The sequence below is a fragment of the Bdellovibrio sp. HM001 genome, from assembly GCF_055397275.1.
In genome coordinates, this window is record NZ_AP029175.1 from 126,176 (window position 1) to 149,776 (window position 23,601).

At 49.3% G+C, this 23,601-nt stretch carries 34 protein-coding genes; 8 read left to right on the forward strand and 26 right to left on the reverse strand.

The features are described from left to right. Window positions 1–87: 87 nt before the first annotated feature. The 21 genes from ACZ5ZZ_RS18275 to ACZ5ZZ_RS18375 all read right to left on the reverse strand — a co-directional run bounded on the left by ACZ5ZZ_RS18275 (window position 88) and on the right by ACZ5ZZ_RS18375 (window position 12,867). On the reverse strand, window positions 88–306 hold the full coding sequence (locus ACZ5ZZ_RS18275; protein ID WP_464142547.1) for a hypothetical protein: 219 nt from the start codon (window positions 304–306) through the stop codon (window positions 88–90). Continuing rightward, window positions 303–614, reverse strand: a complete 312-nt coding sequence (locus tag ACZ5ZZ_RS18280; protein WP_464142549.1) for a hypothetical protein — start codon at window positions 612–614, stop codon at window positions 303–305. The genes ACZ5ZZ_RS18275 and ACZ5ZZ_RS18280 overlap by 4 nt, the downstream gene beginning before the upstream one ends. A 63-nt stretch (window positions 615–677) precedes the next feature. After that, window positions 678–998 (reverse strand): hypothetical protein, encoded by a 321-nt coding sequence (locus tag ACZ5ZZ_RS18285; protein ID WP_464142551.1) that lies wholly within the window; start codon window positions 996–998, stop codon window positions 678–680. A gap of 294 nt (window positions 999–1,292) precedes the next feature. Beyond that, window positions 1,293–1,583, reverse strand: coding sequence for a hypothetical protein (locus tag ACZ5ZZ_RS18290; RefSeq protein ID WP_464142553.1), 291 nt, complete (start codon window positions 1,581–1,583; stop codon window positions 1,293–1,295). A gap of 8 nt (window positions 1,584–1,591) precedes the next feature. Continuing rightward, window positions 1,592–1,843, reverse strand: a complete 252-nt coding sequence (locus ACZ5ZZ_RS18295) for a hypothetical protein (RefSeq protein WP_464142555.1) — start codon at window positions 1,841–1,843, stop codon at window positions 1,592–1,594. Window positions 1,844–1,891: 48 nt separating this feature from the next. Beyond that, window positions 1,892–2,239 carry a hypothetical protein gene (locus ACZ5ZZ_RS18300; protein WP_464142557.1) on the reverse strand — a complete coding sequence of 116 codons (348 nt, stop codon included), beginning with the start codon at window positions 2,237–2,239 and terminating at the stop codon, window positions 1,892–1,894. A 64-nt stretch (window positions 2,240–2,303) separates the two neighbouring features. Continuing rightward, window positions 2,304–2,984 carry a hypothetical protein gene (locus tag ACZ5ZZ_RS18305; protein ID WP_464142559.1) on the reverse strand — a complete coding sequence of 227 codons (681 nt, stop codon included), beginning with the start codon at window positions 2,982–2,984 and terminating at the stop codon, window positions 2,304–2,306. A 152-nt stretch (window positions 2,985–3,136) separates the two neighbouring features. Beyond that, window positions 3,137–3,337 carry a hypothetical protein gene (locus ACZ5ZZ_RS18310; RefSeq protein ID WP_464142561.1) on the reverse strand — a complete coding sequence of 67 codons (201 nt, stop codon included), beginning with the start codon at window positions 3,335–3,337 and terminating at the stop codon, window positions 3,137–3,139. Next, window positions 3,334–3,624, reverse strand: a complete 291-nt coding sequence (locus ACZ5ZZ_RS18315; RefSeq protein WP_464142563.1) for a hypothetical protein — start codon at window positions 3,622–3,624, stop codon at window positions 3,334–3,336. Before ACZ5ZZ_RS18315 ends, ACZ5ZZ_RS18310 begins: the two co-directional genes overlap by 4 nt. 8 nt (window positions 3,625–3,632) lie before the next feature. Next, a complete protein-coding gene (locus tag ACZ5ZZ_RS18320) occupies window positions 3,633–3,782 on the reverse strand; it encodes a hypothetical protein (protein WP_464142565.1) in 150 nt (49 codons plus the stop codon). Window positions 3,783–3,977: 195 nt separating this feature from the next. Continuing rightward, window positions 3,978–4,178, reverse strand: coding sequence for a hypothetical protein (locus ACZ5ZZ_RS18325; RefSeq protein ID WP_464142567.1), 201 nt, complete (start codon window positions 4,176–4,178; stop codon window positions 3,978–3,980). 631 nt (window positions 4,179–4,809) lie between these two features. Continuing rightward, complete coding sequence (locus tag ACZ5ZZ_RS18330) at window positions 4,810–5,103, reverse strand: hypothetical protein (RefSeq protein WP_464142569.1); 294 nt, start codon at window positions 5,101–5,103, stop codon at window positions 4,810–4,812. 326 nt (window positions 5,104–5,429) lie between these two features. Further along, the gene (locus ACZ5ZZ_RS18335) at window positions 5,430–5,915 is read right to left on the reverse strand and encodes a hypothetical protein (protein WP_464142571.1); all 486 of its coding nucleotides are present in this window, start codon (window positions 5,913–5,915) and stop codon (window positions 5,430–5,432) included. Beyond that, window positions 5,915–6,865 carry a hypothetical protein gene (locus ACZ5ZZ_RS18340; protein WP_464142573.1) on the reverse strand — a complete coding sequence of 317 codons (951 nt, stop codon included), beginning with the start codon at window positions 6,863–6,865 and terminating at the stop codon, window positions 5,915–5,917. The genes ACZ5ZZ_RS18335 and ACZ5ZZ_RS18340 overlap by 1 nt, the downstream gene beginning before the upstream one ends. A 180-nt stretch (window positions 6,866–7,045) precedes the next feature. Then, window positions 7,046–7,270 (reverse strand): hypothetical protein, encoded by a 225-nt coding sequence (locus ACZ5ZZ_RS18345; RefSeq protein ID WP_464142576.1) that lies wholly within the window; start codon window positions 7,268–7,270, stop codon window positions 7,046–7,048. Window positions 7,271–7,339: 69 nt separating this feature from the next. Continuing rightward, on the reverse strand, window positions 7,340–8,038 hold the full coding sequence (locus tag ACZ5ZZ_RS18350) for a hypothetical protein (RefSeq protein ID WP_464142579.1): 699 nt from the start codon (window positions 8,036–8,038) through the stop codon (window positions 7,340–7,342). A 44-nt stretch (window positions 8,039–8,082) separates the two neighbouring features. Further along, on the reverse strand, window positions 8,083–8,322 hold the full coding sequence (locus tag ACZ5ZZ_RS18355; protein ID WP_464142581.1) for a hypothetical protein: 240 nt from the start codon (window positions 8,320–8,322) through the stop codon (window positions 8,083–8,085). 920 nt (window positions 8,323–9,242) lie between these two features. Next, window positions 9,243–9,920: a sigma-70 RNA polymerase sigma factor region 4 domain-containing protein gene (locus tag ACZ5ZZ_RS18360; protein WP_464142584.1), complete on the reverse strand. Its 678-nt coding sequence runs from the start codon at window positions 9,918–9,920 to the stop codon at window positions 9,243–9,245. A gap of 76 nt (window positions 9,921–9,996) precedes the next feature. Beyond that, the gene (locus ACZ5ZZ_RS18365; RefSeq protein WP_464142586.1) at window positions 9,997–10,386 is read right to left on the reverse strand and encodes a cupin domain-containing protein; all 390 of its coding nucleotides are present in this window, start codon (window positions 10,384–10,386) and stop codon (window positions 9,997–9,999) included. Between the two features lie 241 nt (window positions 10,387–10,627). Continuing rightward, window positions 10,628–11,506: a DNA adenine methylase gene (locus ACZ5ZZ_RS18370; protein WP_464142588.1), complete on the reverse strand. Its 879-nt coding sequence runs from the start codon at window positions 11,504–11,506 to the stop codon at window positions 10,628–10,630. Between the two features lie 2 nt (window positions 11,507–11,508). Next, window positions 11,509–12,867, reverse strand: a complete 1,359-nt coding sequence (locus tag ACZ5ZZ_RS18375; RefSeq protein ID WP_464142590.1) for a PHP domain-containing protein — start codon at window positions 12,865–12,867, stop codon at window positions 11,509–11,511. A gap of 963 nt (window positions 12,868–13,830) precedes the next feature. Between ACZ5ZZ_RS18375 and ACZ5ZZ_RS18380 the strand changes: the two genes are divergently transcribed. Both ACZ5ZZ_RS18380 and ACZ5ZZ_RS18385 read left to right on the forward strand, forming a co-directional pair. Continuing rightward, window positions 13,831–14,004, forward strand: a complete 174-nt coding sequence (locus tag ACZ5ZZ_RS18380; RefSeq protein WP_464142592.1) for a hypothetical protein — start codon at window positions 13,831–13,833, stop codon at window positions 14,002–14,004. 260 nt (window positions 14,005–14,264) lie between these two features. After that, window positions 14,265–14,600 carry a hypothetical protein gene (locus ACZ5ZZ_RS18385; RefSeq protein WP_464142594.1) on the forward strand — a complete coding sequence of 112 codons (336 nt, stop codon included), beginning with the start codon at window positions 14,265–14,267 and terminating at the stop codon, window positions 14,598–14,600. Window positions 14,601–14,680: 80 nt separating this feature from the next. Here ACZ5ZZ_RS18385 and ACZ5ZZ_RS18390 read toward each other — a convergent pair whose 3' ends face one another. Both ACZ5ZZ_RS18390 and ACZ5ZZ_RS18395 read right to left on the reverse strand, forming a co-directional pair. Further along, the gene (locus ACZ5ZZ_RS18390; RefSeq protein ID WP_464142596.1) at window positions 14,681–15,370 is read right to left on the reverse strand and encodes an XRE family transcriptional regulator; all 690 of its coding nucleotides are present in this window, start codon (window positions 15,368–15,370) and stop codon (window positions 14,681–14,683) included. A 1-nt stretch (window position 15,371) separates the two neighbouring features. Continuing rightward, window positions 15,372–15,905, reverse strand: a complete 534-nt coding sequence (locus tag ACZ5ZZ_RS18395) for a DUF6036 family nucleotidyltransferase (protein WP_464142598.1) — start codon at window positions 15,903–15,905, stop codon at window positions 15,372–15,374. 212 nt (window positions 15,906–16,117) lie between these two features. Between ACZ5ZZ_RS18395 and ACZ5ZZ_RS18400 the strand changes: the two genes are divergently transcribed. Beyond that, entirely contained in the window at window positions 16,118–16,453 is a 336-nt protein-coding gene (locus tag ACZ5ZZ_RS18400; RefSeq protein WP_464142600.1) for a hypothetical protein, read from the forward strand. 387 nt (window positions 16,454–16,840) lie between these two features. Next, window positions 16,841–17,152 carry a hypothetical protein gene (locus ACZ5ZZ_RS18405; RefSeq protein WP_464142602.1) on the forward strand — a complete coding sequence of 104 codons (312 nt, stop codon included), beginning with the start codon at window positions 16,841–16,843 and terminating at the stop codon, window positions 17,150–17,152. Between the two features lie 84 nt (window positions 17,153–17,236). Here ACZ5ZZ_RS18405 and ACZ5ZZ_RS18410 read toward each other — a convergent pair whose 3' ends face one another. Then, window positions 17,237–19,165 carry a hypothetical protein gene (locus tag ACZ5ZZ_RS18410; protein WP_464142604.1) on the reverse strand — a complete coding sequence of 643 codons (1,929 nt, stop codon included), beginning with the start codon at window positions 19,163–19,165 and terminating at the stop codon, window positions 17,237–17,239. Between the two features lie 197 nt (window positions 19,166–19,362). On the opposite strand from ACZ5ZZ_RS18410, the gene ACZ5ZZ_RS18415 reads away from it, so the two are divergent. From ACZ5ZZ_RS18415 to ACZ5ZZ_RS18425, 3 genes are all read left to right on the forward strand, one after another. Beyond that, on the forward strand, window positions 19,363–19,995 hold the full coding sequence (locus tag ACZ5ZZ_RS18415; protein ID WP_464142607.1) for a hypothetical protein: 633 nt from the start codon (window positions 19,363–19,365) through the stop codon (window positions 19,993–19,995). Further along, window positions 19,992–20,240, forward strand: coding sequence for a hypothetical protein (locus ACZ5ZZ_RS18420; RefSeq protein ID WP_464142610.1), 249 nt, complete (start codon window positions 19,992–19,994; stop codon window positions 20,238–20,240). Before ACZ5ZZ_RS18415 ends, ACZ5ZZ_RS18420 begins: the two co-directional genes overlap by 4 nt. Before the next feature lie 78 nt (window positions 20,241–20,318). Next, entirely contained in the window at window positions 20,319–20,555 is a 237-nt protein-coding gene (locus tag ACZ5ZZ_RS18425) for a hypothetical protein (RefSeq protein ID WP_464142613.1), read from the forward strand. A gap of 25 nt (window positions 20,556–20,580) precedes the next feature. On the opposite strand, the gene ACZ5ZZ_RS18430 is transcribed toward ACZ5ZZ_RS18425, so the two are convergent. Both ACZ5ZZ_RS18430 and ACZ5ZZ_RS18435 read right to left on the reverse strand, forming a co-directional pair. Next, entirely contained in the window at window positions 20,581–20,868 is a 288-nt protein-coding gene (locus ACZ5ZZ_RS18430; protein WP_464142615.1) for a helix-turn-helix domain-containing protein, read from the reverse strand. Between the two features lie 31 nt (window positions 20,869–20,899). After that, window positions 20,900–21,718 (reverse strand): hypothetical protein, encoded by an 819-nt coding sequence (locus ACZ5ZZ_RS18435; RefSeq protein ID WP_464142617.1) that lies wholly within the window; start codon window positions 21,716–21,718, stop codon window positions 20,900–20,902. A 110-nt stretch (window positions 21,719–21,828) separates the two neighbouring features. On the opposite strand from ACZ5ZZ_RS18435, the gene ACZ5ZZ_RS18440 reads away from it, so the two are divergent. Next, on the forward strand, window positions 21,829–23,577 hold the full coding sequence (locus tag ACZ5ZZ_RS18440) for a hypothetical protein (protein ID WP_464142619.1): 1,749 nt from the start codon (window positions 21,829–21,831) through the stop codon (window positions 23,575–23,577). Window positions 23,578–23,601: the final 24 nt, after the last annotated feature.

The following is a 23,601-nucleotide window of genomic DNA, read 5'->3' on the forward strand; positions in this document are numbered from 1 at the left end:
TGAATGGATCCTTGTTATCTTTTAGATCGCCGTAGCCCCATCCTAGTAAAAAGGATGATATGGCCAAGAGGATGAATTGGTCGAGTCTCACTGGGAATCCCCTTCATTGCCTGAAGGGCGACTAAAGAAGTAGACCACGCAAAGAAGCGAGGCAACCACAGAGGGAATTTGGACTTTTTGGAGAAATTGGCGTGAAGCCTCATGATCGACAGCGGCAACGAAGACGATCAAAAAGGTCAGCGTTCCTTGCATGACGATCAGTGAAAAATCAATCTTTTGAAGATCGTTCCGGTTTTCATTCATCATGCGGCCCCGGCGTTTTTCATAAATTCAGGCTTTTGGATAACAGTGATGCCAGAGTTTGTGAGCATGTCTCGCATCACATAATAGACGTCGACCGGGCACCGACGGTCCTGCTTAGCGGAAACAAGGGCGGTCAGCTCTCCGTCTTTCATTCCATAAGCCACAACCTCGCCGTTTCCTTGATAGTGGATGTAAACCCCGCCATTTTGTTCGCAGTTGTCTTGCAGGTCTTCCCAGGAGGTCTCAATCTGGTCAGCGATTTCACCGGTAAAGGACCCAAGGTCATAGAATTTTGCGCGATTCACTCTCATAAAGACGCCCTCCACCAAGAGGATGAAGGGTGACGGCGGTCTTATAATGAGACGGATTGCAGGTCAGAATCCGCTGTAGCCAGAGAGGCTCTCATCCCACTTCATGACCGAGGTAAATGCTTGGTAAAGCTGCTTAGCGGTCATTTTAATCGTGGGTTCTTCCTCGGTAAGCTCAACGTCGGTGACCTCATGGTATGGGTGATCGTATTCAGGATTGTATTCGCCCTCCTGAAGGGGAGCGAGTCCAACCTGCTCAGCGATAAATTGATCGAACCCCTTGAGCTCCTCAATTTGACGATTGGTCAACTTGCCTTCAGCAACCACGGTTCCGCAATTTTTATAGTTGCCCGCGTCTCTGTACATGTAGCTGATTTTCGTGTTCATAAATCCTCCGAAAAAAAGTTAGGCTTTGCCTTTTAAACAAACAGCGTAAACTTCCTGCCCGTCGTGATCGTAAGGGCCGGCGACAATTACGCCATCCCACGGATCCGCAGCTCTCTCAGCAGCTTCCATAGCTTTCTCCTCGGAGCTTTCCTTCGGGAGATGGCTAATTGATAACGGTACTCCGCGAAGGTTCGAAAGACATTCCTCTTCCACGATCGCTTCGCCAGTTCTTAGAATGTCCGCCTTCTTTACTCGTGGCCAAGTTGATCCAAATGTGCCCATGATTGCAGATCCTTATTTCCATTCCGGCAGAAACGCCGCAAAGTCGCGTTCATCAACTGCTTCTTTGTATCGGTGTTTTAGGCGAGCGGTGATTGTCGTGTCCGCGGTGTCGAAAACAACCGTGTCTCCATCGGCGTCAATAATTTGTCCATGACGTTCCTCTACAAAGAGCTTTAGTTTTCTTCCGAGCAATGATGCGAGAGGCGCGTCCTCAAAGAGGCTCGTTCCAACAGCTTCTGATACATCGACAAACTTCTCTCCACCCAAATCGAGCCTGACTCGTTCAATTGAAAGGTAATACATTTTTTCTCCTATCGCAGAATCACGAAAGTGAAAGAGCTGTGGCGAGGGTATTTGTGAACCTCGTCCTTGTGGTTGATAACCGTAAGTCCCACATCAATCGCGATACCTTTTACGCGGTCGACGTTAAGGTCAGGACATTTTGCGACGCAGTCATCAAGGCCAAGATCGTAAACGCGAGTGTTATACACGTCAGATCGCTCAAGCTTTGAAAAGTGTTTGCGCAGCATTGATTCCATCTCGGGCACTGAATATGTTTCCATGTGTCCTCCATTCAGCAGATTAAATGGCCAAAGCGCAGCCTGGCCTTCCTATCGAGGCGAAAAGTGTCGCTTAATTGCTGTTAAAGGGTAGTAGTCAGCAACTTCCACGTTTCCATCGGAATGAACATTCAATACGAGGTCTATCTCGGTGTGGTAATTATTGTCGACCTCACCATTCAAAACATACTCCCTTGAGGCCATTTTGTCCGAGCGGTCCTTTTCCGTACCGTGGAAGGCCTCATTAACTGATAAAGTCGCCGGGCGCTCGTAAATAGAAAGCTTCAGCTCTTTGTCATCTGTGAAAAGATGGATTTCGCTGTCGGAAAGTCGATAACTTGTGCCCGGAACTTTTGATGAAAGGCATTTGGCGATCATTTCTAGGTGACTTGTTTTCATACTCATCTCCAGAGATTTGGACCGGCCACAATCCTCTGGCCGGCCTGGGTTTTCGCGAAGGTTCTTAAGAAAGAGCTTTTTTAACGAGCTTGTTTAAAGCGGGTGTTAGACGCGCTTTCAGTTCGCTCGCGCTTTTGAACTCGATGTCAGCCTGCGCGAACCACTCCCTGTCTTTGCCGCGGCGATGATAAGGAGCTTCCCAGTTCACGGCGCAAGCAATATGGATTGATCGGCCTTCGCCTCGAGAAGATCTATTGATGAAAGCCTCAACTTGGAGCATGACAGAGCTTTGTTCGCCAGAGTTACACTCGTGCTCGTACTCGCTTAGCTTCTCAGCAAGTTTGCCCTGTTTTAGTTCGTACAGGTCATGGTAGCTTATCTTGTCCTCAGGGATCTGGAGTTTTTCCAGCTCTTCCTTGTGATCTGAGATGAAGCTTTCCTTTGCGATGTCCAGTCCGTGCTCGTAAAGTGAATTTAGCTTTGCCTGGATTTCTTCATTGAACTTGCTTTGAAATCCGCCGCCAAACAGCCCGTAAAGATCCAGAAACGAAATTGCACACCAACCGCCGTCATTGGAAGAGATGAAACCATCCCGCGAACGACACTCAACTTCTTCAATCTGTTTTGCCCAAGTTTCAAAGTTGTCATCTAGCTTTTCAAAAGCCGCGGCGACGGCGTTCTTTACGATTTCATTCAGTTCCGGATTTTCATCAAGTTTATCAAATTCCAAACGCTTAGCGCCCATGTGGCCCCCTGTTGTTTGTTGAGCAAGGTAAATGGCCGCAGCTTCTCGGCCCCCAACAGAGGGATGAAGTATTTCGATTTGAGACAAAAAAAGGAGGGGATCGGCTAGACGATTTGTCCGAGACCCCTCAGTCTGCTTGAAGCACGCCCTAATTATTGCCTGTCGGCCGTAACGTCGATTTTGACAGGCAGATTTCGAGTAAAGTCGCAGCGATTCAGTTTGGCTTCTGCTTCCTCCAACAGATCCAACGCGTGATTTATCTTGTCTCGCATTGCGCGGATCATTTCAGAGTCACTACCTTCACAGTTTGGGTGCGGAAGATTCAAATCTTCCCAGAATTTTGCTCGGTTCATGCTGATCTCCTTTGCTCGTGAGAGTGAATGAATATCTTCGAAAACCCGTCCCTTAGAGCTGATTCTATGGCGTCCGCCAAAAGGTCGGGATCGGCGTTGCGCAAGTGAACGCCAGCATGAACCCGATTGTCTTCCGAGCCTGGCAGGATCATGACTTGTGAACCCTTCAGCTTGCCGTTTTCCTCACTAAGAAATGTTATGAGGGCGCCGCTTTCGCTCACTTGGACAATTGTATTTTCTTCGTTGTACCTGGAGGCCGTGGCCTTCACCAGTGCAGAAAATTCCATAGTGCCTCCTATTCTTCATCTTCCTCAATTTCTTCTGGATTAAGGTCAATCCCCGCAATGTCGTTTCTACTGATTGCGTCGTAGATCCCTTCAGTTGTGCAGTTCTCAAGAGCGTACTGAACATGGTCAACGTCCGCTTGGATTTTCGAGTTAGCCAACAGCGTTTCGTGATCGTCTTGAGCCGCTTCAACCTTTTTTTTTGGCCTCGGCCATGCTTTTTGCTTTGATTGCTACGTAAGCGTCCACAGACACAATCTGGCGCACATGCACAGTTACGGGAACGAGGAATTTCTTCATTGTTTGCTCCTTGCTATGTGGTTCAGACATTAAATGGCCTGACAGAGGAGGGCGGCCTATTGTGGCGAGCTGACTTTCCCGTAATAGTGGCCCGTGATATACGCGAAAACGTCAGCGTCTGTCATTTTTGACGCCATTTTGGTTGGACGGTACTTTGGCGCTCCAGTTTTTGGGTCTTTGCCAGCGGCCTCGACGATCCCTAGCTCAATAAGAGTCTCGATCGCCTTCTTCATATCCTTTTTCTTTGGGTCTGCCATCGCATACCTCCACTAAGAGGATGAATCGACTCAAATCTGTACACAGAAGGGTTGTCGGAGTAGTATTTTAGCGGGGGGGGGAGATCATGTCCGAACCTTCAAAAATTCAAAAGATCCGTGAAATAGTAGCATCCGGCGGGCGGCTAAACGAGAAAGCTGCAAAATACCTTTTATGGTATGCGGAGTCTCAGGCGCTCGAGATCACTCTTTTAGACCAGCAGATTATCCTTGGTATGGCGGGAATATCTGGAAACTTTGGGTATTGGGCAAGCGTTGTGAAGCACCAAAGGTCGGAAATTGACCGGGGAGCCGGCAGCGTTGAGACTTATGAAAAGTTGGTTAAGGAAGGGAAGGAAAGACTTGATGAGCTTTTGACCTCTGCTAAGAGAGCGCCGATTTTCAGAAACCGATCTTGATCAACTCTGGTTGAGACGGCTTGTTAAGCGTAGTTGCAAACGAAGAGATCAATGTGCCGTCCTCAAAAGACGATATCGGCGACTATGTGTGTTTTGTTCTTGGTTGCGAAGTGATTATTCTAGATGTTGAGAAGAAAAGGAAGTCAACAAAGGCCGCGTAACCCAGTTCAGTATTACTTCGGTAAAAGTAATACTGAACCGTATTTCTCTATTTTTTACGTCTGAATTATCAACTTAGAAACGTTGTCTCCGGACCATTCGGCGATGGCGACAGCGTCTTCCAAGTTCTCGATACCCCCGGCGTCACCGAGCTTTACAAATCTCTCTGGTAGGCTTTCGTCGCCAAGGTTTGCCGAGAGAATGTTGTTGGCGTATTCGATTAAGCGCATCTTTGTCATAATTTCGACGTCGTTCTCAGAAATTTCCACCTCGTACGCCTCGGGCACAAACATGGCGATGAACTGAGATAGAGCTTTTGGATCTGCCAAACTCACACTTTTTGACTGCATTCTTTCCTCCTCTGCCATTTAGTAAATGGCCACCAAGGGCAGTTACGGTCTTTTTAATACTGTTTTTGCCCAATTTGCCAAGGAATTTGGCATAGGGATTACCAGAGAGCCGCCGGCCTCAACTTTTTCTTTTGGCAGGTAGACGAGGAGATTGTTCGTGTGGCAGAGAATCGAATATCCAAACTTTTTGTGCCTTTGGACGGTGCCGGAAACCTCCGCCCATTCTTCTGGGTGATACTTAAGGTTGAAGCGCACCCGGATGTGCGCCCCCACTGGGAACTTAAAAGGAAGGCTTTCGTTTGTTTTGCAACCCGCGGCCTTTGGGCTCATAGCTTTTTGCCGCCGTGCTTGTGTGGACGCTTCTTATTGTACTCCATCTTGAGTAGCACAGCTTCGTCCAGGTCGATACCTAAGTGAGTCGCGTATTGCGCGGTCCTTATAATTATGTCCGCCAACTCTGACGGCAGCCCAACCGGCTTCCCGTTCGGCTTAATTTTAAGCTTGGTTTTTCCTTCGCGAACGTCTTCCATAGCTTCGGCGACCTCAGTGACGATCAGCATGAGTTTGTCTCCATCTGTTGTGTCTCTTGGGTCAAAGCCTTTAGAGATAGCGATTTCCATAGCCTGCTTGCCTAATCTGGCAAGAGGTGCCTGATTCTTTTCTGCGACTCTGTGCTGACCACTGAGCGGCGTTTCTAAGCTCTGCTCCCATTCCATTTTGCAGAACGTGTTCATGTTGCCGCAAGTGTGGCATTTGTATTTGAAGTTTCCAACGGCCTCGTGCCTGCACTTGTGGGGCGTTTTCTTTTCCATTACACACCTTCCTTCGTTTCGCCAGAGAGGGCTTTTCTGCCTAGCTTAATCGAAATGCTTACCCAGTGTGGCTCATCGCATTTTGAGTTTTCGAGAGTATGTACGCAGTCCTCTAAAACCTCCCGCAGTTTCGCGATTTCGGCGTCTTTGGATTTATTTTCCTCTTGCAATTTCGCTACATTGGTAATCATCTTTTGCTCTAGTAATTCAGAAAATTTGAATTTACATCTCAACTCATCTCGCTCTTTCACCACGGCGTCGTAGTCAGATTTCTTAACGTATTCAACTGTGGGTTCGTCGCTTTCGGGTTTTGTTTCGTAGGCTGCGGCGGCGTAAGTCCCATTCGCAAAGCCAATCTCGGTGAAATCCTCGCCGACATGAATGACTTTCACTTCCATCTTCGTATTGACGCTTCTTTCCCCCAATTCTTTAAGAATCTCGTCTAGTCCGCAATCGCATTCGTTTTCGTAGTTTTGATGACCAATATGGCAAACGCAGCTTTCGGCGTGGTTCCCGAATCTCTTCAAAGCCTCCCGCAACCTTCTGATCTCCTCGTTCTTCTCCTTAAGCTGAACCTCTAGGCGACCTGGAACCTTGATTCTTTCCAACTCCTTCACCTGGGCACGTAGGGACGCTATTTCTGCGTCTTTCGACTCGTGAGCCCTCAGTTGCTTCCCGATGTAATCGCCAACTTCTTTTTGATATTGTTCGTATTTTTCAAAAGCATACCTGCGGGCCTCCTCTTTGGCCTCCAAATCCTGAATCAACTCATTCCGCTCTCTCATCATGGTGTCGTAGTCCGTTTTTGGAACCACGAAGATTGCTCTATCAAGATCGGACTTATCGAACCGAGACAGGTTTTTAGCGGTGAAGACCGAGCTGTAGGTCCCCTTAACATTTTGATCTTCAAAGAAGAAGAATTGTTTCACTTCCTTCTTGTCTATGCTCATCGCTCCCCTTCCTTCGTTTCCAGATATTCAATCGCCTTTCCTAGCCATTTGTGGAGACGCTTCGCCCATTCTAAACGGAGTCGAATTGGCCCAATAAAAGTGGAAATTCGAACTGGGTACGTTTCGTTGTAATCAAGGCCTGCGCTCAATGTTTCATGAAGCACGATTCTGCTCGGCTTTCTAACCTTCCTTTTCTGCTTCATTTAAATCCCTCAATTCTTGAATTGTAATTGGCTCCAAACATTCTTTGTAAAGAGAGTGGTTATTTCTAACCTCAAGCTTCCCAATGCAAATCACTTTTTCATGGTCCCAATCGTAATTAGTATCAACCACGACAATATCGCCCGCTTTCAAGCCGAACCTTTCGTCGTCTTTTTTAACTCTTCTAAATCCGATTCCGCTCATCTCTCACTCCTTCATTTCTCTAGAAAGCGCTCTGGCTCCTGTGTCTAACAACGAGTTTGTGTTGGTGAACTATTTCACCCTTTCAAACTCAATGACCCAGACCCAGGGGTTTTGTTTCCATTGTGTATCCGGGGTAGTAATGCCATCCCAAAGAGACGCAAAGGCCAGAACATGAGGACTTGTTCCTTGGGTGCGCCCAGCGAGATCACCGGCGATACACTGCTCAGATGCTACATGCTCAAATCGAAGTACCCCCTCAGCCTTCGCATCTTCTTCAGAGATATCCTGAAGCCTCTCAATCCGGATGTTTTTGACTTTCAGTGTGATGCGCGAAGCCCATCGAGGCATGTGAATTGATGGCCGCCACTTTAAACAATCATTTCTGTCGTGGTCCTGATCCGCTTCGTAGGCCACATTTGGCCAAGGGCCATCGCGCAAATCGTGAGGACGCCCTGGGTAGCGCCAATCCAGATCAAACGGCAAAAATGTCTCCCTCGCCCAAAGCTTGTCGCCGGGTTTACCGTATGGGCATCGAATTCCTTTGACGAATGGAAACTCTTTGCACGTTCGCATTCCATTTCCACATGTTTTGCATGCCCATTCGCCTTCGGTTTCAAAAAACTCAGTCGGAGCAGTCTCATACCCTTCGTAGGGCAAGTGATCGCACGGTTCTGGTTGAGGTTTTAAAACCCGTCTCGTCTGAGTCTTTTTCCCATCCAGAATTGCCCGGACATCTTCGGCGTTAAATAAAATCGGTCTTTCTTTCATGAAGTGCCCCTTGTCGGCCAACCTTGTTTTACGTACTCCAATTACTAAGCAGCCGAACGGACCGACGAGGAGACCTCGTCCTCAGCGTAGTCAAATCCAAGTCCAACAAAGCCTTTAAAGACCAATTCGCCGGAAGCGTCATGAGCTTCCACGTACTCACCGCGAGGCAGGTTCATCAATGCCCAGTCTTCTGCGGCACCGGGAGATTTGAAAGATGGAGGAGGGTCGAAAGCAAGTTGGAAACGAACCTCTGGATTTTCTGTAGAGACCTGCAACGTGAACATAAAACCTCCCATTTGGTTTGAGGCCAGACCAACGTCTGTGCTCAATATAAGGATGAAGAGATGTAAAATGAGACGGTTTATGTCCCACGGTGAAACAAGAGCTGGACCAGATCACATCTGGACTGCCTCGAATTCAGCTGTCGGTGTAAACATTGGCGTATGTAGTTCGTTTCATTGGAGGGGTGATGGTAGATACGGCCGTCGCAATTACGGTTCTTGTTGGCTTGGCAATATTTGTTGCCATTATGTTTGTTCTATTTCTGATATGTCGGGAGATCGTTTGCTGGTACTTCAAGATCAACGAGCACCTTGATCTTCAGCGCGCCATTCTAGCGGAACTACAAAGAGCAAACCCGAACAAAGAAGCAAACTCGATCAACAAACTTTCAACAGGGACATAGAATCGGATCAGCTGGAAGTTTCAGTGTTCAGATTATTCGGGCGCCCAGTAAAGTCGTCCGCGAAAAGATCAATCCCTCCAAAGTTTTCACGGGAGATTTGACCCTGATAGGAACTGTGAAGTTTGTGGACCGCGAATGCAGAATCAAAGATGACAGCTCTTCCACAGACTGCTATTAAGACGGCTTCGGCGACCAAGTTGTCTTCGACAGGTGGGATCAGTCAGTCATAGATCAGGTTGAGGCCTATAAGGGTATCGAGAATGAGGCCAAACTGGCAAAGCAAGAGATGGGTGAGGCTACCCAGCGTCGGTGCGCCAAGTATGAAAAAGAGATTCAGGAACTACACGTGAAGATGTCTTCCAAAACCAGCTACGAAAAACTGTGAGAATAAAGACCGAAAAAGAGGCTGACGCCGTAAAAAGAGAGATTGAGAAGATTGGCGCTGTAATCCAGGAAAAGATTACGGACCCTAAGTGGAAAGGGTGTCCCTCTAACGTTGTTGGAACCGGGATTTAAAGCTCAGGTTTTTCTGAGTTTTGGTTTCTTGCACTTTGGGCACACCTTCGGACGCCGCTGGCCGGTGTGGCGATGGCCGCAGCCGGCGCAGATCCACGATTTCTGAGCGAACGTTCTTCTTTTGCGCGCAGCCTTGGTTGTTGCGAATAGAGGATTTTCCGCCCCCTCGGTTGAGCCTTTGATAAAAGGTTTTCGCGCCGCGATTTCTTTCAATCGCTCGATGATACGCAAATAAATCTGACTCAGCCGGGACTCGGTAAGTCCCAGCTCATCTGCCACGTCTCTTTGGGAATCCCCGCTCAGTATCTTGTTTATGATATATTGATCGCGCTCCGGAAGGTGTTTCGTCAGGGAGGAGATAGCGAGTCTGTTCTCGATGGATTCAGTTGGATCCGCGAAAGGCGTCCAGTCTTCCAAGCTTGCTGGCCCAGTCGCGGCATTTCTTCGCGCTTCGTAGTCAGAGGTCTTGGAGTTTGCGACCATTACGCGGTAGATGTCGATCACGGCCTGACCGACCGTAGCGCGCTTGTGAAGACCTTCGAGCAGTCGAGTAAGATACTCTTGTTTAAGGTCTTCGTTTGGGATGATGTTGCCAAGGTCGCGATTCATAAAGGTTACACGATTGGCGAGTTCCATGAATTTGGCTATTTGCTCAGGCTTCCAGCGATGTTTTGTGCTCATGCTGGTAAATAGATGAGGGGTCACTTGGGGGGGCGGCCCTTGAGGGGGGGGCGAAAACGAACGTCTCGCCCCATCATCAGTCTTTTTTGTTGGCGGCGAGAATGTCTCGGACTTCCACGTGGCACCAATAACCGCCAGATCCTGTGAAAACGATAGAAGGGTTAGAGGTGACTCTTCTTCTTTGCATCGAGCCGGCAACTTCGCGCTCGATCACAGGGGCGTTTTCATCAGCTCCATGCCTGTCAATCTCGTACGAGTAAAGCGCTTCGTCCATATCGGATCCGGTATCTACGGAGAAGACCTTGATTCGCTGCTTTCTTTTGGTGAGATATTCTCTCTTGGACGGATTTGTGCTTTTCACCTTTGTGCCGGCAGGAATCAAGATCACGTCCCCTTTTTTGAAAGGAATGCGTTCAGTTTCCACGTATCCAATAAACATTTCGGGTTCTGTTTTGTCGTTGTCCACGCTTCTTCCCTAATACATCGAAATGATCACGAGGCCACAGAAGACAATACACAAAAAATCGAGGCCATCTTTTTTTCAAGCTTCACAAATACTCGTGCAGTTTCCACTACAAAAAGCAAAGAAAGCACACCCGTCAGTATGAGAAGCGGACTGTAAAATTGATCCGCATCCTTAGGCAGATTTTTCCCCAAGAACTTTGTTCCAGCCACGAGCGCAATTAGCGCAATAAGATTTACAAATTTCAGATCCACGCGTTCTCCTTTTCTGTTCGGAGCCAATCCAGCTCCTTGCTAATGACCAATTCTTCCTTTTTAACATGCCTGTTTGTCTTCATCGGGATGACAGCCGTTTCGAAGCCGTTTTCAAGCGCTAACTCCCTGATTGTGCAGTTGTCGTCATACGTGAGAAGGAAGTTCGCTCCCGATCCCTGAAAAAGTTCGAAAAGTTTTTTGTGATCAAGCTCGTGGTGTCGATAAAGCCTTTTGCCCGCACTTCGCTTGTCCGCTGTGTAGGGAGGATCCACAAAGATGAAGGCGCGATCACTTTCAGCATGGCGGGGAATCACATCAAAAGCAGAGCCGTGAATAAACTCAATTCGTTCCCTGATCGCTCCAATGTCGCAGATTCTTTTAGCCAAGGTTTCTGGATACCATCTCGAGTGCAGTCCCTTGCCGTTTTCGCCGCCTTTAATGAGCCCGGCGCCCGGAGCCAGGATTCCGCCATGGCAGACCCTGTTTCTGAGAATTGTCTGGAAGGCCCGGTCCACAGTGCTGGCAGGGGTGGATTCGATGGCAGCAATAACTTTTTCGCGAGTCATTTCAAATTCTGTGATCATTCGGGCAAGTTTATCGTAGTCCGGGGAGGTCGCAATCTGCCAGACAGCGGCCACGTCCTGGTCAAGCTCCACCATGACCACTTTGTCAGCAAGTCCCTCAAAAGCCGCAGTTAGCCCGATGATGCCGCCGCCGGCGAAGGGTTCCAAAAGAATCTTCGGGCGCTCAGCCGAACAGCGAATCCATTGCCGGAAGGTCGGCACAAACCAAGTCTTCCCGCCGGCATACCGAAAAGGACTTCTCTGGGGAACGGACGCGATATTGACGACCTCCGCTGGTGCCCCCATGATCACGCAACCTCGGTGAATCGGTAGTTGACCTTCCCGGTACGATCCAGAGCTAGGAAGCGGTCCGAGCGAAGTCCGTACCTGATAGGGTCCACGTCAGTCAGATCAAGGCCATAATTGATCAAAAAACCGGCGCCGGATCCACGACCCAGGCCGCGGATTTCGCCCGTGGCGATGATCTTTCTATTTTCTGCCTCCAGAAATAGGAAATAGTCCGCCAGATTTACGAGCCCGTTTCTTTGCGCAACGACCGTGTCCGAATACAGGCGCTCAAGGTACGCCGGATCCTTGGGGTTGAATTTGTTCAGCATCAGGATCATCTTGATTAGGGTCTTAAGGTCCTTCTCCCCCTGGTCAGCTTCGTGCAAAATCTCCGCAAATGCCGGGTGGACTTTTTCAACATGGGCCTTGTAATCCTGGAACGCCCGCTCCCACTTCTCATCCTGGTTGCACGGATATTCACTGTGATCAACCGGCGGAATGAAAAGCTCGGGTTCAAAATAAGGATCCTTGCACTCGTCAAAGACGCGCTCAGTGTTGGCCATCCATGCCCGGTAATCATACTCTTTAAGGTATGGATGCCGTTCCTCGATATACTGGTGGACCTCTTCTTCGGACATGTGGCAGACAGCCTCGTGGAAACGAACGTTCCCGCCGTACGCGTTTTGAAGAAGGATTTCTTGGCTGGTGAGGTCTTCTTTGGAGGGCATCAGCACCGGGTAAGTCAGGACAATCTCGACCCCGTGTTTCTGTGCAAGTTCGATCATGCGCTTATTCACCATGACCTGATTGTTGGGCTGGGTAAGGAAAACCCCTTCCTTGGCATCCCACTTTTTGGAGAAGTCAGCCAGCGAGACCTCACATTTGAAGTTTGCCCCGAAGGCCTCCTTCAGGCGCAGGAACGTGGTCTCATCTTCGCCGGTGCGATTGATGATATGGTAGGCAACAGGCCCCCGAGCATCCCCGGAAAGAAGGACCAAGTCTTCGGACTTTCCGAACAGTTCATCAAACGAAATGCGGGATTTGCCGGCATAGGCATGGTTCGGAAGGGACCCGACAGACACTAGGTGGGAGAGGTTTTTAAAGCCCTTGTGGGACTTCGCCAGTGCCACGACCTTGTCATATTTGTGGTCGATTTTTCGGACCCGGACGTTTTCAGTAACGTTCAGGGTGACGCCAATCACGACCGGAACTTTTTCCTTTTTACCATCCAAGGAAGCAAGCACACCGCCAGCAAGGGACATCTCATCGGTGAGGGTGAAGCCCTTTAAACCCTTCTTCTGAACAGCTTTCAGGTGATCCTTCACGGTTCCGATTCCAAGAGAAAGAGAGAAGTGGGTGACCCCTCTGAGATTTACCATTTTACCTCCTTGGGGGGAGCGACCCCCCCCGTTATCAATAAGAGGATGAAGAATCCCGAAAGGAGGCGGACAGGGGTACTGACGGAGTGGCGGCGGCGGGGGTTTCGGGAGGGGGCCGGCGAGCGGGGAGGGCTTACACCGAGCCACTCGGTCGGCTTGGTCGACATATCAGATATGATATGGAGACCTCGAAGTGGAGAGGGTGAGGAGCTGGTCCACTAAAGGTGGAAAAGCGGGGTCCACGAAGAGCCGACCGACTTGTGGGGAGGGGACGCAACCGACATTCACACGCGCAATTTATGATATATATTGCGTGTGGTATGGAGGGGGAGGGGGGTCTTGTGTATTAGTTTGTCGCGGTTTTGGTATTTTGGTGTTTTTTGTTTTTGTTCTTGCGGCGGCTGGTTGGGCGAGGCGTTTTGGGGGAATGTTGGGGCTGTTTTGGGGCTGACTTGGGCGTTTTGACGGGTTGGCGAGGCGGAGGCAGGGGTAGCGAGCTGACGGTGGGTGACGGGCGAATGGAGGGCGATGGCGCGGTAATTGGGCGAACGGGACGCAATGCACGACTGCCAGGTGCTGAGATCTACTGGGCGATACTGATTGCTACTGGCGCGTTCTTCCGCGGCTTGGTGCTGCTCGCTCCTGGGTGATCGCGAAAGATCTCGTGCGACCATTCGAGTGGCGGCAATTCGGCCTACTAAATATAACCCGGAAGCGTGGCCCTGTCCCCGCTTTTCCAGGCAACCATTCACGCGAGTCTTTGAGCAAAGTATCTACTTTGCGAGATATATCATTTAAGAACTTAGAAAATTGCAACATTATCGCCTCGCCGTCAGGGACCGTCCTGGAATGAATCGTCAACCTCGGCATTTGCGAAGCCCTGGTAACAGTTGGTCGGACGCGCCCGCAGTCCTCCTTCATCCCATTGGTGAGGGGTCTTTAAGATCCGCTGTGGAGGAATTTATGTTCGAAGTTGTAAGCTTGAGACCTGGCCAGGAAGTGAAAATCATTAAGACGAATCTCTCCAAAGAAGAGGCTGCCAGGGAGCGCGATGAATGGGACAAGCTTCTGGAGGAAGCCTACTACCCTGAACACAAGCCCACGGTGAAGGTGCGCCCCGTCGGTCATTCGGAATAAAAGTTTCTGATTTACTCACATTTCATTTCGGGTCCACACCTGCCAGTCTTTGTTGGCGCAGTGGTGCCCGAGTGCTCCCCGTAACCCCTCGCGGGTCCATCGCGGCAAACTTCCGATTTCAGCCCCCGGAAGTAAATTCGAATAGATCAAATCGGTCTATTTAAAATGATCAAGTAAGCAAAGTGTTCGCGAGTTGATGAGTCACCGCAGAGGCGCGGAGACGGCTAAAGAACCCTTATTTGATATATACCAAAGAGGATATGATGATCGGAACAGCGTTATTGGTACTATGGATTTTGGCCGGCGGCGTGATTACCCACATGACACTCACTTCCGTTTTTAAAGGCCGGGGAGTCAGACAATCGACGGGGCGCCCGTTTCTCCCCCTGGGGAGACTGAGGGTCGATATTCTGTTTCTTTTTCGCGCCTGGGTCCGAATTTGCTTTGAAATTTTGGGCGCCGTTCTGGAGACGGTTTCGAGGGTTTCCCAGTTGGTTCTTTATTTTGTCCTTTGGCCGTTGGCACTCTGGTGGATGCACAAGGCCTTTACAAAAACCTTTCCTCTGAAGTCGACCGAGGACGATGAGGTCAGCTGATCCCATTTCTCCTTTGCGAATCTGAACAAAAAAAGGGGGGCGCTGAATTTCCTGAGTCGGTAAATAGGGGAATCAAGAGGTCAGAGTTGCGAAATCAGTTCAGACCTTTTCATGAGATAGTCCAGGGTGATTCCGTCGAGCTTGTTGTTCATGATTTTGGAGACAAAAGCCCTGTTTATCCCGAGCTTCTCAGAAAGCTCGTCGTTCGTTAGAGACTTCTCTTTCTTGAAAGATTTGATCTTCATGGCCATCTTGGCTTTCAAGGCGCCAGCTTCAGTAAAGTGGTTCGTTTGTTCTGCGCCATTTTTAACGAATTTTGGATTCCCTTTATTAAAGGGCAAATCCTTTGCGAAAAGATTGAACTCTGAAAAGCAAGGGAGCGACTCGCTAACCTCGGCCTGCATAGCCCTTGATCCAATTGCGTGTACCCCAATGTAGAACAGTTGGGGGGAGGGGTTCTTGATTGAGGCTACGACGGATTCTCGCCATTTCAGAAAACTCGCCCGTGTCCCTTCATTTCTGAACTCACAATGTTTGATGATCGCGAGGATGGCAGGTTTAATGGCATACGGAAACCTTGTTCTTTTCAAGTATCTGTTCAAGAGCTTTGGATCGAGGTTCCACCAGTAATCTCTGACAAATTCCGTAGCCACTTCCATGAGCCTTGGGTCAAATCTGCACTCATTGAAAATACGCGCCAAATCCCGCTCCCCAATCTGCATTGGTAGATTTTGCAGTCGGTAGTATTTTGAAGAGTGAGTTTTGCTCATTCTATTCCTCAGTCAGGCTGTAGAGAAGATCCAGAGCCTTTTCGGCCAAGTCTTTGTACATGTTACTTTCTACAAGTTCATTGAGGCGGTCTTCGACGACGCTCATATCAACGCCTCGTCGTATCAGATGCACTATGTGTGCGTAGTCTTTTGATCGTCCAGCCATGAGTTTCATGATTAAAATATCTTCGGCGCCAAGGCTGTCCACCACAAGCCTTCTTCCGCTGTAGACTCTGGTCATCCTGGAAGTTGCGTTGGAAGGGAGATAGATTGTGAAAGACTGGAAGTGCGGATTAAGCCAGTCGTGATCAATTTTCAGAACCTTGGCAATTTCTTCAGCAATAGCCTTGATCTCATCAAAGCTTGCGTTCACTGGGACAGCGTCGACGTCATTGGTGCTGCCGGGGAACTCGTGAGCCAGAAGCATCGAAGCTCCTCCGCCAGTCACCATCCTAACAAGTGGGAGATCGCGCTTTAGTATTTCTTCATCGAGGAGACTGAGTGCTTTTAGGGCCAAATCTTTATCCATGCTCATGCGTCTATAATCGCAAATAAATTGAAAAAGGTCAATAGAACTTTACGTTATTAACGTCTAATGCGTTTTAATAGCATTTGGAGCGACTGCCATCAAGATCTCCAGCCGGGAGGCGTTCTCGCCTTCCGCGCCCACCGTTTCAAACATGTCGTATAAAGTATGTCTTCGGTCATTTAGGTGTCCGGCTATTTAAAGAGGGTATTGGAGGAATCATGTTAAAGTTCTCAGTTCTCACCCTTTTGGCAGCTGCTCTTACCGCATGCGGAAGCATTGATGCCAGCGTCACCTCTGGATCGGATCCTCTTTCTTGTGAGGATATTTCAATCAGCGCAGCTCAGCCTGGACCGGTCAGCATTGCGCAGGCGTGTTCCGGCGGAAATGGCGGCTTCGTAATTGGAGTCATGACCGGCGACCCGGCGATCACTAACAACGGAACAGCAAACGCGGCAATTGACCCGCAAACCGCGCTAGAGGCGACATATCAGGCCACAGCTTATGAAGTCGGCGGACAATCAGAGGTTCCATTCGTCATCACGATCATCAACTGATCAAAAAGGCGGCCTAGTGCCAGACGGAAATTTTCTCCTCGCGACAGTTTCGATTATTCTTGCGTCAGTCATTTCTGGCGCAGTTTTGTTATGGGCCAGGGGAGAGATGGTAAAAGCTATGCACAAATACGCAGGTCCAAAGGACGTAAAAGTTATATATCGCTGCCCGTGCTGCTCGTCAGATCTGAGTTTTGGTTTGAAGGAGTTGCGATCCGTGGGGACCCCGCTTGTAACCTTTCGGTGCTCGGCTTGTCTGGCGGAACAAACCTGGGACACCTCGGGAGCAAAGTTTTCCCCGGTTCGATGGAGGCGGCACAGGCCTGCCAACAAACCCTCTACAAAGAGCTAACACTGCCCCCGGCCATTTAACTGACATCGGAGGACACGATGGTCACTAAAGAGATCCCCTTAAGACTTGGATACAGAGATTCTTTAATTCTGTTTCTGGTAGCGTGCGACAGCGCAAATATCATATTTGAACACCAGTTCATGCTGGAGCTCGAAAGTGACAACCAATACTGGTACGTTGATCTTGATCTGGATGTTCCCGAAGAATACATGCCGGCATTTGAAGGGCTTAAGAAAAAAGGTAACACCGTGCTGATTCGTTGCACAGATAACAGTCAGATGGCAAATCTTTTGGACCGTTTGACTTCGAATCTTGTGAGGATGACAAGAACGATTAAGCGCGCTTCGTAAAGTTCGCTCACACCCCAAAAAAATGAGAGCTGCTGGAAAACCAGCAGCTCTCTGCTTTCGGAGGGACAGTCGAAAGCGTAAGGTCTATTCGTATTGCCCATCCATGATCAAAAGGAGTTCCCCAACACCCACGCCCTTGAATTCTTTTGGTGCGTAGATATTTGCCGTGGAGTTGAACCACGCGTTTGGTGACCCTTTCACATACCCTGGTGCATCTTCCTCGTGAGGGAGGCACGTGGATGTTCCGACATTGATGGTGCGGTTGTAAATCATTGAAGAATGAGTGTGGCCGGTTACAACCCCTGCGTCATAAGAGGCCACTGAGCCGGAGTGGATAAAGCCCATCGCTTCCGGTGTTCCGGAAGAGCCTCCAGCCCCCTCGTCGCCATGATATGAAAGAGAGAATCCGCCAAACTCGAAGGTTTCGCCAACGCGCATGAAGCGCACCTTATTCAACTTTGCCTTTTCGGTCAGAGCCAGCGTCGGGATCTGCGATCCCTTGTTGATCTGATCAAAGTACTTCTCAATGGCACCTTTAAATCCATCGTAGTGTTTGGTAGCGAATTCGACCGGGTCAATGTTATGGAACTGGGCAAGCGAAAGGATTGAACCCAGTAGCCAGTTCTGAGATTCCTTGATGTATCGAGCTTCATCCAGGAATCGTGCAAGTGCCTCATTGTGGTTTGCCACGACAACCACGACCTGGTCATAGTCTTTTGATTTGCGCTCGAGGAATTCGCTCGTGACCCTGCGCTCAACCTCGATTCGATCAAGGCCGCGCTCGGCCATCTTGGCCTTCAAGATGTATTTCCCCTCATTGTGGTGATTGGAAATGTGCTGGTCCCAAGTGTCGTGAGATACCTTGATGTGGGCCGGGATCTGCTTTTGTAAACGAGCAAGAGCTTTTTCCACTGTTTTGGAATGAATCATTGCGTGATCATCACCGTCAACACGAACAATTTCGCTGCGAGTGAGGCGGCGCTTTGTGCCGTTTGGACGGTACAAAGTCCCCATGTGAACAACTGAGCCGTCCGGAAGGGCTTGCATGTTGTAAGGGAAGAAGACTTTGTCGTTCTTAATCTTGAATACGTGCGCTCCCATGAAGTGGTCGTTACGAGCCTGCACACCGGAAGAGTTCTTCTTGTAAGAAGGAAGTGTCAAAGCACCTGGCGTGAATACAGCACGAGGAAGCGATCCCATCGAAGGGGCAGGCAAAAAGATCTGCTTTGTTGAAGCAAGAACAAGAGATGATTCCACGCTGGTGTACTTACGGAACGACTTCGCGATATTCTTTGTGGTCGCGGGTGCTTCGACATCCCAGAAAGACAGATTCGAGTTCACGTACAGGTCCTGTGTCAGGATAAACTCGTTCTTTAAGAACGGGTCGATCGTGAGAGGGTCGCCCGAAGTCTTCAGTATCACGATCTTGGCATCAAGGTCGTTGGCCAAATGTTTTAAGGCCTTGTAGAAGGATTTCCACACCGGGGCGCCAGGAACTGCTGTCGTGGTAATGATCGCCTTTTTCTTTCGAACCTCTTCAAAATGCTTTTTAAAAGCCGCGGGGCCAACATCAAGCGGTGTCATGATGTTTTCAAATGTTTTAGGAGAGCGCTTTTGAGCCCGAGAAATCAACTCCGTGTAGCTTCCGAAGAGATCAGGGAACAGAATGTCTTTTAGTTCCTTTGTCTCAGGGTCAGCTTTTAAGTGCAGTTGGAAAGCGTAGCTGGAAGGGATCCTTCCTACTTCATCGACAAGCTCGATGTAACGCTGGATCACAAGCTTCTGCTCTGAATTCAGCGTCTTGACCGTTTTTGTTTCGTTGAAGCCTTCATCATCAGATAGCGCCGAATTTACCAGATTCGTGTAGCTCACGAATGAGTGGCGGACTTCTTCGCGGGTAAATCCTGATTCAGAATAAAATAGTTGACCTTCGGGAATGCGCTTTAGTCTCTGATAAAGAGATAAAAAAGCTTCCTTGATAAGCTCTTCTTTCGATTGCTTTTTGTTCCTCATTACACGTCCCTCGTTTGTAGCTAAATAGCCTTACACCCTGAGGATGAAGGGGAGTTTTGAGGGCATACGATTTATGGTATTAACGGACCCTATTACGAGGCGCCTACATAATAGGTAAATCGCGCGGGGTTCACTTCATCCACATTACGGGAGATGGTCTTGTGGCCATTTACTGAGAACAAAATGAAGAGGTGCTTATGAAGCCAATAAAGTTGTTTGAGGACGTGTCGAAAATTGCCCTTGGGAGAATTAGCATTGACGCTGTAATGAAAGTCGTTGCGATGGCAGGCGAGTACTATGGCGAAAATGAGGCAATTTCCGCGAAGATCACATCAGGGTCGCACGTGCTGGTGCGCGAGCTCGTAGTCTCCATGGAGCCCAAAACTGACCCTATGGGATTTGGGCTGGGGAGCGTTCACCTGCGTGAAGATCTTCTTTTGCCAAACGACCCTGATGCGATCCTTGATGCAGTGTTAGTGAACCTGGGTCTTGATCACGTTTCAGATCTACCTGGTGTTGATGAGGCGGTTAGACACATGGTTACCTACCATCTTACCGGCATGGAAGACACTGGTGTTATCAAGTACTTTGACGCTATCGAGGGCGAAGGGTTGGTTGAGAGTGAGCTCTTGGGGCGCCCTATTCCGGTGTACGCCGTCAACGTCATTGGATTCAGCAAGGGCCGCCCCCCAGTTCTTGTTGAAGGGAAGAGAATCAATTTCAAGCTTGAGCCAGTAAATATTCCTGGAGCAAGTTTCCTAACAGCGAAAAGCATTGCTGGCGAAGCCGTTGAGTTCATTGGTCAAGAAAGTGCGGAAGGTGCAGCATGAGTCGCGCAAAATACTTGGAAGAGTTGCGAGAATCGAATCAAGGGTACAATCCCGAACCGATCGCTCATCACGAACACCTCGCGGTTGTCAGTAAGAAACTTGGCATTCTGACGGTCCGCAATTCGGACACGGGCGAAGATGAGGAGTGGCTTGAGACGTCGGCAGAGTCCGAAGTTGAGTTCATCGAGCGATGGCCGGGGAAGTTTGGACTGATTGTTGATGGAAGGTTCTACTACCGAGCGTAATGACTTTTAGACCGGTCCGAAAGAGCCGGTCTATTTACTCGGTAAAGGCACTTCGCTACATTTTCAAAGGGAGAAGAAATGGGTGTTCTGGAAGTAATTGTTGTTCTTGGTGTTGCGCTCGGGATTTTTTCAGGCGGCGCGCTAACCGGCAAGGCTATCGCGGAAGAGGAGAGGCTGATGATCGAGATGCGCCATGAGCAGAAACTGACGCGCGAAAAGGTCGATCGTTTGATTCAAGAGCGAGGCAAGAGACCGCTGAAGTGCAAAAAGGAGTGTGAGGTTGGCGGCAAGGTTGGTTACACCTGCGAAAAATAAAAAAGGAGGGGTGACCCTCCTTTTCTCACGACGCTCGCCCGTATCTAGCTTTGCGTCTGAAGTCCTCTGCCACCTCGTGCAATGTCTGTTCAAGGTAAATGTCTTCCATTTCCTTCAAGTTTGCGCCGATGAGAGATGAAAGTCTCTTTAAAGTCTCTACGGGCGGCTTTGAGACACCGCGCTCCCAATTTGAGATAAATTGGGGAGTTGCGTAGTTGAGTTTGGCTGCAAGGTTTCTTTGGGAGATCCCTTTTTCCACTCGTTTATCCTTTAAGTAGCGCGCAAGTCGCATAGATTCTTCACTATTTTTCATAATCGGCCTCCATGCCTCATATAATCTAGCGTCAGATTTCACCGTCAGGAAGTCCAGTTAGTTGGTCTGAGCTGGACTTTTGCCCAGTGATGATTGCAACCTCTTCCTCTGTGAGACTCCCGTACTTCCAGTCAAATCTCTTCGGGAATCTTGATGTTAAGAAGTCCTCAGAAAAAAGGCGCTTGCGAACCCTTTTGCTTTGGATACTTCGCACCAAAGATTTTAAGGTTAGGTGAGGCATGGCTTGTTGCACTTTCGGCCACACGACTTTCAGTCTTTGCACGCACTCTTCGCGAGTCATCAGGTTCCGGCTGTAAAGACGCGATCTCTTTCCTAATAGATCCGCCCACTTCATCCCAAAGTGCTGATACGAAGGAAGCGGTAGTTCTGATTCAAACCTGATTTGCCTGTATCGAGCCCAAGATTCGATACCATTTTCCTTGATGATCTGGCGCACCTCTCCCAGGGTCAGTAACTTAGCCCTAGACAAGGATAGAGAAAGCACTCTGCCGTTCAAAGAGAATGGAAATTTGATGCTTGAGACGTACTTCCGCAAAGCGCGAGACTCATCATCGCTAAATTTCAAAGCCTCACACAGTGTCGCCACATTTGTTGGGCCATTAGCGAGAAGGTAGTCTCTGGCTTTCTCAATTTCACCCTTATTTGCCGAATTGATCGGGTCGCTGTGCATGAAAGTATTGAAATTGATCCATCTCCCGACATAGACCTTGTGAGGGTCAGCGGGAAGCCCGAGGCTAGAGCACTTTGCATCGTATTCCGTACTGTTTCTGATCCCGTTTATCGCACATATCTTTTGAGCTTCTTCATATGAGGGAAACTTTTTTCTCATGAGTCCTCCAGGCTTATAAATAGATGAACGGGGCTCACCGGCAGGGCGGGTGGGCGGATGTCTATTTATAGAACTCAAGACTTCGTCTTACTTGTAAAGGAGTGATAAGAATGAAGAATCTAACGTTGGCCGTTACGGTGGCATTGGTTCTGGCCGGGTGCTCTGGCGGAGGCGGCGGAAAAAGCGCCGGATCTCCTCAGACCCCCGAAGTCCCAGATGTCCCTACAGTTTACAGTCTCAATAAAAAGGCGGGCGCGCCAGCGAATTTGGTGCGAGGCACAGATGCTAAGGCTCATCTGCAAGCCACATGTTTAAAGGAGGATGCCGGCAAGGCTCTGGACGTTGTCGTTCAGATTGAGGCGTCTGAATACTTCCAGGACCCGTCTGGACAACAGGCTCAAGCTTTGAAGGTCGGGCAGGCCACATGTCTTGCCAGCGGTGCTGTTGATTTTGGATCTTCCGTAATTGATTTCCTCGAGGCGGAGCTCGAAGTCAACGCTCCTAACGCAAAAATTCAGATTCGCGAAGCGGGCGCTGGTCAGTTAAGTGAAGTTGTGTTGGCCGAGATGACGACTCAGGTAAACCGATACCCATGGATTGATGCGGGTTTGATGTATGTTTCAGGAACAGGGGCCATTCTGGATGACGGCGCCCTTACTACTCCTCAAAAGAATGCGCTTACCATCTCTGATGGCGCTACCAGACTGCTTAAATTGACCTCTCGCAATGAGCCTCGCCTTGCTGGCAAAAGGTTGCAACTTGTACACAGTGATGGTTCGGGCTCTGCCCTCGAACCGGTTGACGTGAGCAGCTCTCCTGTGACGGTCTATACAGCGGGGGACTGGGCAGAGAGAATCAACCACAACAAGGTGATTGTTCAGGCCGAGAAGGACGGTCAGTACTATGATCTCAGAACTCTCTGGATTGAGTGGGGAAGCCTTCGATTCTCGGAAGGGTTGCGCCGTTACGACGGCTCTTATCTGCATCCCGAAGCGGCATCCACCTCAATTGAAGTTTCCACGAATGCCGAAAACGTGTGCGTTCTGGAAGTCGACGATAATCTCGTTGAGACAATGGTTTATTCTGGCCCAGGGCAAGGTGATTTCTTTATTGCTGAAGGCGCGTCCTGGTCAGAAGGAAGTTTGAGCAAGGTGTACAAGCTGGTCAATACTGGCGAAGTGACAGCGACTCTTCCTTCCGAGTGCTCAGCGCTTGCGGAAGAGAGGACTTTGGACAGAATCTATATTGTCGGAAAACCAGCGCCTCCGCCACTAACGCTGAGTCCTCTAATGGGCGATGGCTATATGAATACAATTGAGCAGATGGCAAACACCTTGATTGTCGCTGGCACGACAACGCCTGGAGCAGCGGTTTCAGTTATGTTCCGGGGTAGCATGCAGAATGGAATCGCCGACGGAAGCGGGAACTTTAGCTTCGAGTACAGCAACGCAATGCTTTCGACTATGTATGACGGGGAGATGTCTAATGTCGACGTTCATGTTGACGGCATTTACTCCGGAACAGAGACTTTGCAGGCATTTTTGAGCGCGCCAACTATAAGTGTCGACACAGTTTCTGGAGATGATATTATTGAAGCCGGCGAAGAGGTCGGTGGAGTCACGGTGTCTGGATCGCTATCGGGAGTTTCAGCCTCCAGCGTAGGGACCGTGGATGTCGTGTTTAATGGAAACAGCTACAGCGCAACTGTTCAGCCAGATGGTTCATTCAACATCTTGTTGCCAGAAGGAGCAATTGTCGGCGCAGGAGACGGCAATCACTCGATCTGGATTACAGCCACAGACATCGCTGGAAACATGGGTACAAACAGCAAGCCGATCACTATAGTGCTCAGCCCATAGTTTAAAGAAAGTATCGCAAAGAAA

Excerpts from the sequence above, each read along its gene's own strand:
- ACZ5ZZ_RS18275 (WP_464142547.1), bottom strand. The coding sequence starts at position 306 with ATGATGAATGAAAACCGGAACGATCTTCAAAAGATTGATTTTTCACTG.
- ACZ5ZZ_RS18280 (WP_464142549.1), bottom strand. The coding sequence starts at position 614 with ATGAGAGTGAATCGCGCAAAATTCTATGACCTTGGGTCCTTTACCGGT.
- ACZ5ZZ_RS18285 (WP_464142551.1), bottom strand. The coding sequence starts at position 998 with ATGAACACGAAAATCAGCTACATGTACAGAGACGCGGGCAACTATAAA.
- ACZ5ZZ_RS18290 (WP_464142553.1), bottom strand. The coding sequence starts at position 1,583 with ATGTATTACCTTTCAATTGAACGAGTCAGGCTCGATTTGGGTGGAGAG.
- ACZ5ZZ_RS18295 (WP_464142555.1), bottom strand. The coding sequence starts at position 1,843 with ATGGAAACATATTCAGTGCCCGAGATGGAATCAATGCTGCGCAAACAC.
- ACZ5ZZ_RS18300 (WP_464142557.1), bottom strand. The coding sequence starts at position 2,239 with ATGAAAACAAGTCACCTAGAAATGATCGCCAAATGCCTTTCATCAAAA.
- ACZ5ZZ_RS18305 (WP_464142559.1), bottom strand. The coding sequence starts at position 2,984 with ATGGGCGCTAAGCGTTTGGAATTTGATAAACTTGATGAAAATCCGGAA.
- ACZ5ZZ_RS18310 (WP_464142561.1), bottom strand. The coding sequence starts at position 3,337 with ATGAACCGAGCAAAATTCTGGGAAGATTTGAATCTTCCGCACCCAAAC.
- ACZ5ZZ_RS18315 (WP_464142563.1), bottom strand. The coding sequence starts at position 3,624 with ATGGAATTTTCTGCACTGGTGAAGGCCACGGCCTCCAGGTACAACGAA.
- ACZ5ZZ_RS18325 (WP_464142567.1), bottom strand. The coding sequence starts at position 4,178 with ATGGCAGACCCAAAGAAAAAGGATATGAAGAAGGCGATCGAGACTCTT.
- ACZ5ZZ_RS18330 (WP_464142569.1), bottom strand. The coding sequence starts at position 5,103 with ATGCAGTCAAAAAGTGTGAGTTTGGCAGATCCAAAAGCTCTATCTCAG.
- ACZ5ZZ_RS18335 (WP_464142571.1), bottom strand. The coding sequence starts at position 5,915 with ATGGAAAAGAAAACGCCCCACAAGTGCAGGCACGAGGCCGTTGGAAAC.
- ACZ5ZZ_RS18340 (WP_464142573.1), bottom strand. The coding sequence starts at position 6,865 with ATGAGCATAGACAAGAAGGAAGTGAAACAATTCTTCTTCTTTGAAGAT.
- ACZ5ZZ_RS18345 (WP_464142576.1), bottom strand. The coding sequence starts at position 7,270 with ATGAGCGGAATCGGATTTAGAAGAGTTAAAAAAGACGACGAAAGGTTC.
- ACZ5ZZ_RS18350 (WP_464142579.1), bottom strand. The coding sequence starts at position 8,038 with ATGAAAGAAAGACCGATTTTATTTAACGCCGAAGATGTCCGGGCAATT.
- ACZ5ZZ_RS18355 (WP_464142581.1), bottom strand. The coding sequence starts at position 8,322 with ATGTTCACGTTGCAGGTCTCTACAGAAAATCCAGAGGTTCGTTTCCAA.
- ACZ5ZZ_RS18360 (WP_464142584.1), bottom strand. The coding sequence starts at position 9,920 with ATGAGCACAAAACATCGCTGGAAGCCTGAGCAAATAGCCAAATTCATG.
- ACZ5ZZ_RS18370 (WP_464142588.1), bottom strand. The coding sequence starts at position 11,506 with ATGGGGGCACCAGCGGAGGTCGTCAATATCGCGTCCGTTCCCCAGAGA.
- ACZ5ZZ_RS18375 (WP_464142590.1), bottom strand. The coding sequence starts at position 12,867 with ATGGTAAATCTCAGAGGGGTCACCCACTTCTCTCTTTCTCTTGGAATC.
- ACZ5ZZ_RS18380 (WP_464142592.1), top strand. The coding sequence starts at position 13,831 with ATGTTCGAAGTTGTAAGCTTGAGACCTGGCCAGGAAGTGAAAATCATT.
- ACZ5ZZ_RS18385 (WP_464142594.1), top strand. The coding sequence starts at position 14,265 with ATGATGATCGGAACAGCGTTATTGGTACTATGGATTTTGGCCGGCGGC.
- ACZ5ZZ_RS18390 (WP_464142596.1), bottom strand. The coding sequence starts at position 15,370 with ATGAGCAAAACTCACTCTTCAAAATACTACCGACTGCAAAATCTACCA.
- ACZ5ZZ_RS18395 (WP_464142598.1), bottom strand. The coding sequence starts at position 15,905 with ATGAGCATGGATAAAGATTTGGCCCTAAAAGCACTCAGTCTCCTCGAT.
- ACZ5ZZ_RS18400 (WP_464142600.1), top strand. The coding sequence starts at position 16,118 with ATGTTAAAGTTCTCAGTTCTCACCCTTTTGGCAGCTGCTCTTACCGCA.
- ACZ5ZZ_RS18405 (WP_464142602.1), top strand. The coding sequence starts at position 16,841 with ATGGTCACTAAAGAGATCCCCTTAAGACTTGGATACAGAGATTCTTTA.
- ACZ5ZZ_RS18410 (WP_464142604.1), bottom strand. The coding sequence starts at position 19,165 with ATGAGGAACAAAAAGCAATCGAAAGAAGAGCTTATCAAGGAAGCTTTT.
- ACZ5ZZ_RS18415 (WP_464142607.1), top strand. The coding sequence starts at position 19,363 with ATGAAGCCAATAAAGTTGTTTGAGGACGTGTCGAAAATTGCCCTTGGG.
- ACZ5ZZ_RS18420 (WP_464142610.1), top strand. The coding sequence starts at position 19,992 with ATGAGTCGCGCAAAATACTTGGAAGAGTTGCGAGAATCGAATCAAGGG.
- ACZ5ZZ_RS18425 (WP_464142613.1), top strand. The coding sequence starts at position 20,319 with ATGGGTGTTCTGGAAGTAATTGTTGTTCTTGGTGTTGCGCTCGGGATT.
- ACZ5ZZ_RS18430 (WP_464142615.1), bottom strand. The coding sequence starts at position 20,868 with ATGAAAAATAGTGAAGAATCTATGCGACTTGCGCGCTACTTAAAGGAT.
- ACZ5ZZ_RS18435 (WP_464142617.1), bottom strand. The coding sequence starts at position 21,718 with ATGAGAAAAAAGTTTCCCTCATATGAAGAAGCTCAAAAGATATGTGCG.
- ACZ5ZZ_RS18440 (WP_464142619.1), top strand. The coding sequence starts at position 21,829 with ATGAAGAATCTAACGTTGGCCGTTACGGTGGCATTGGTTCTGGCCGGG.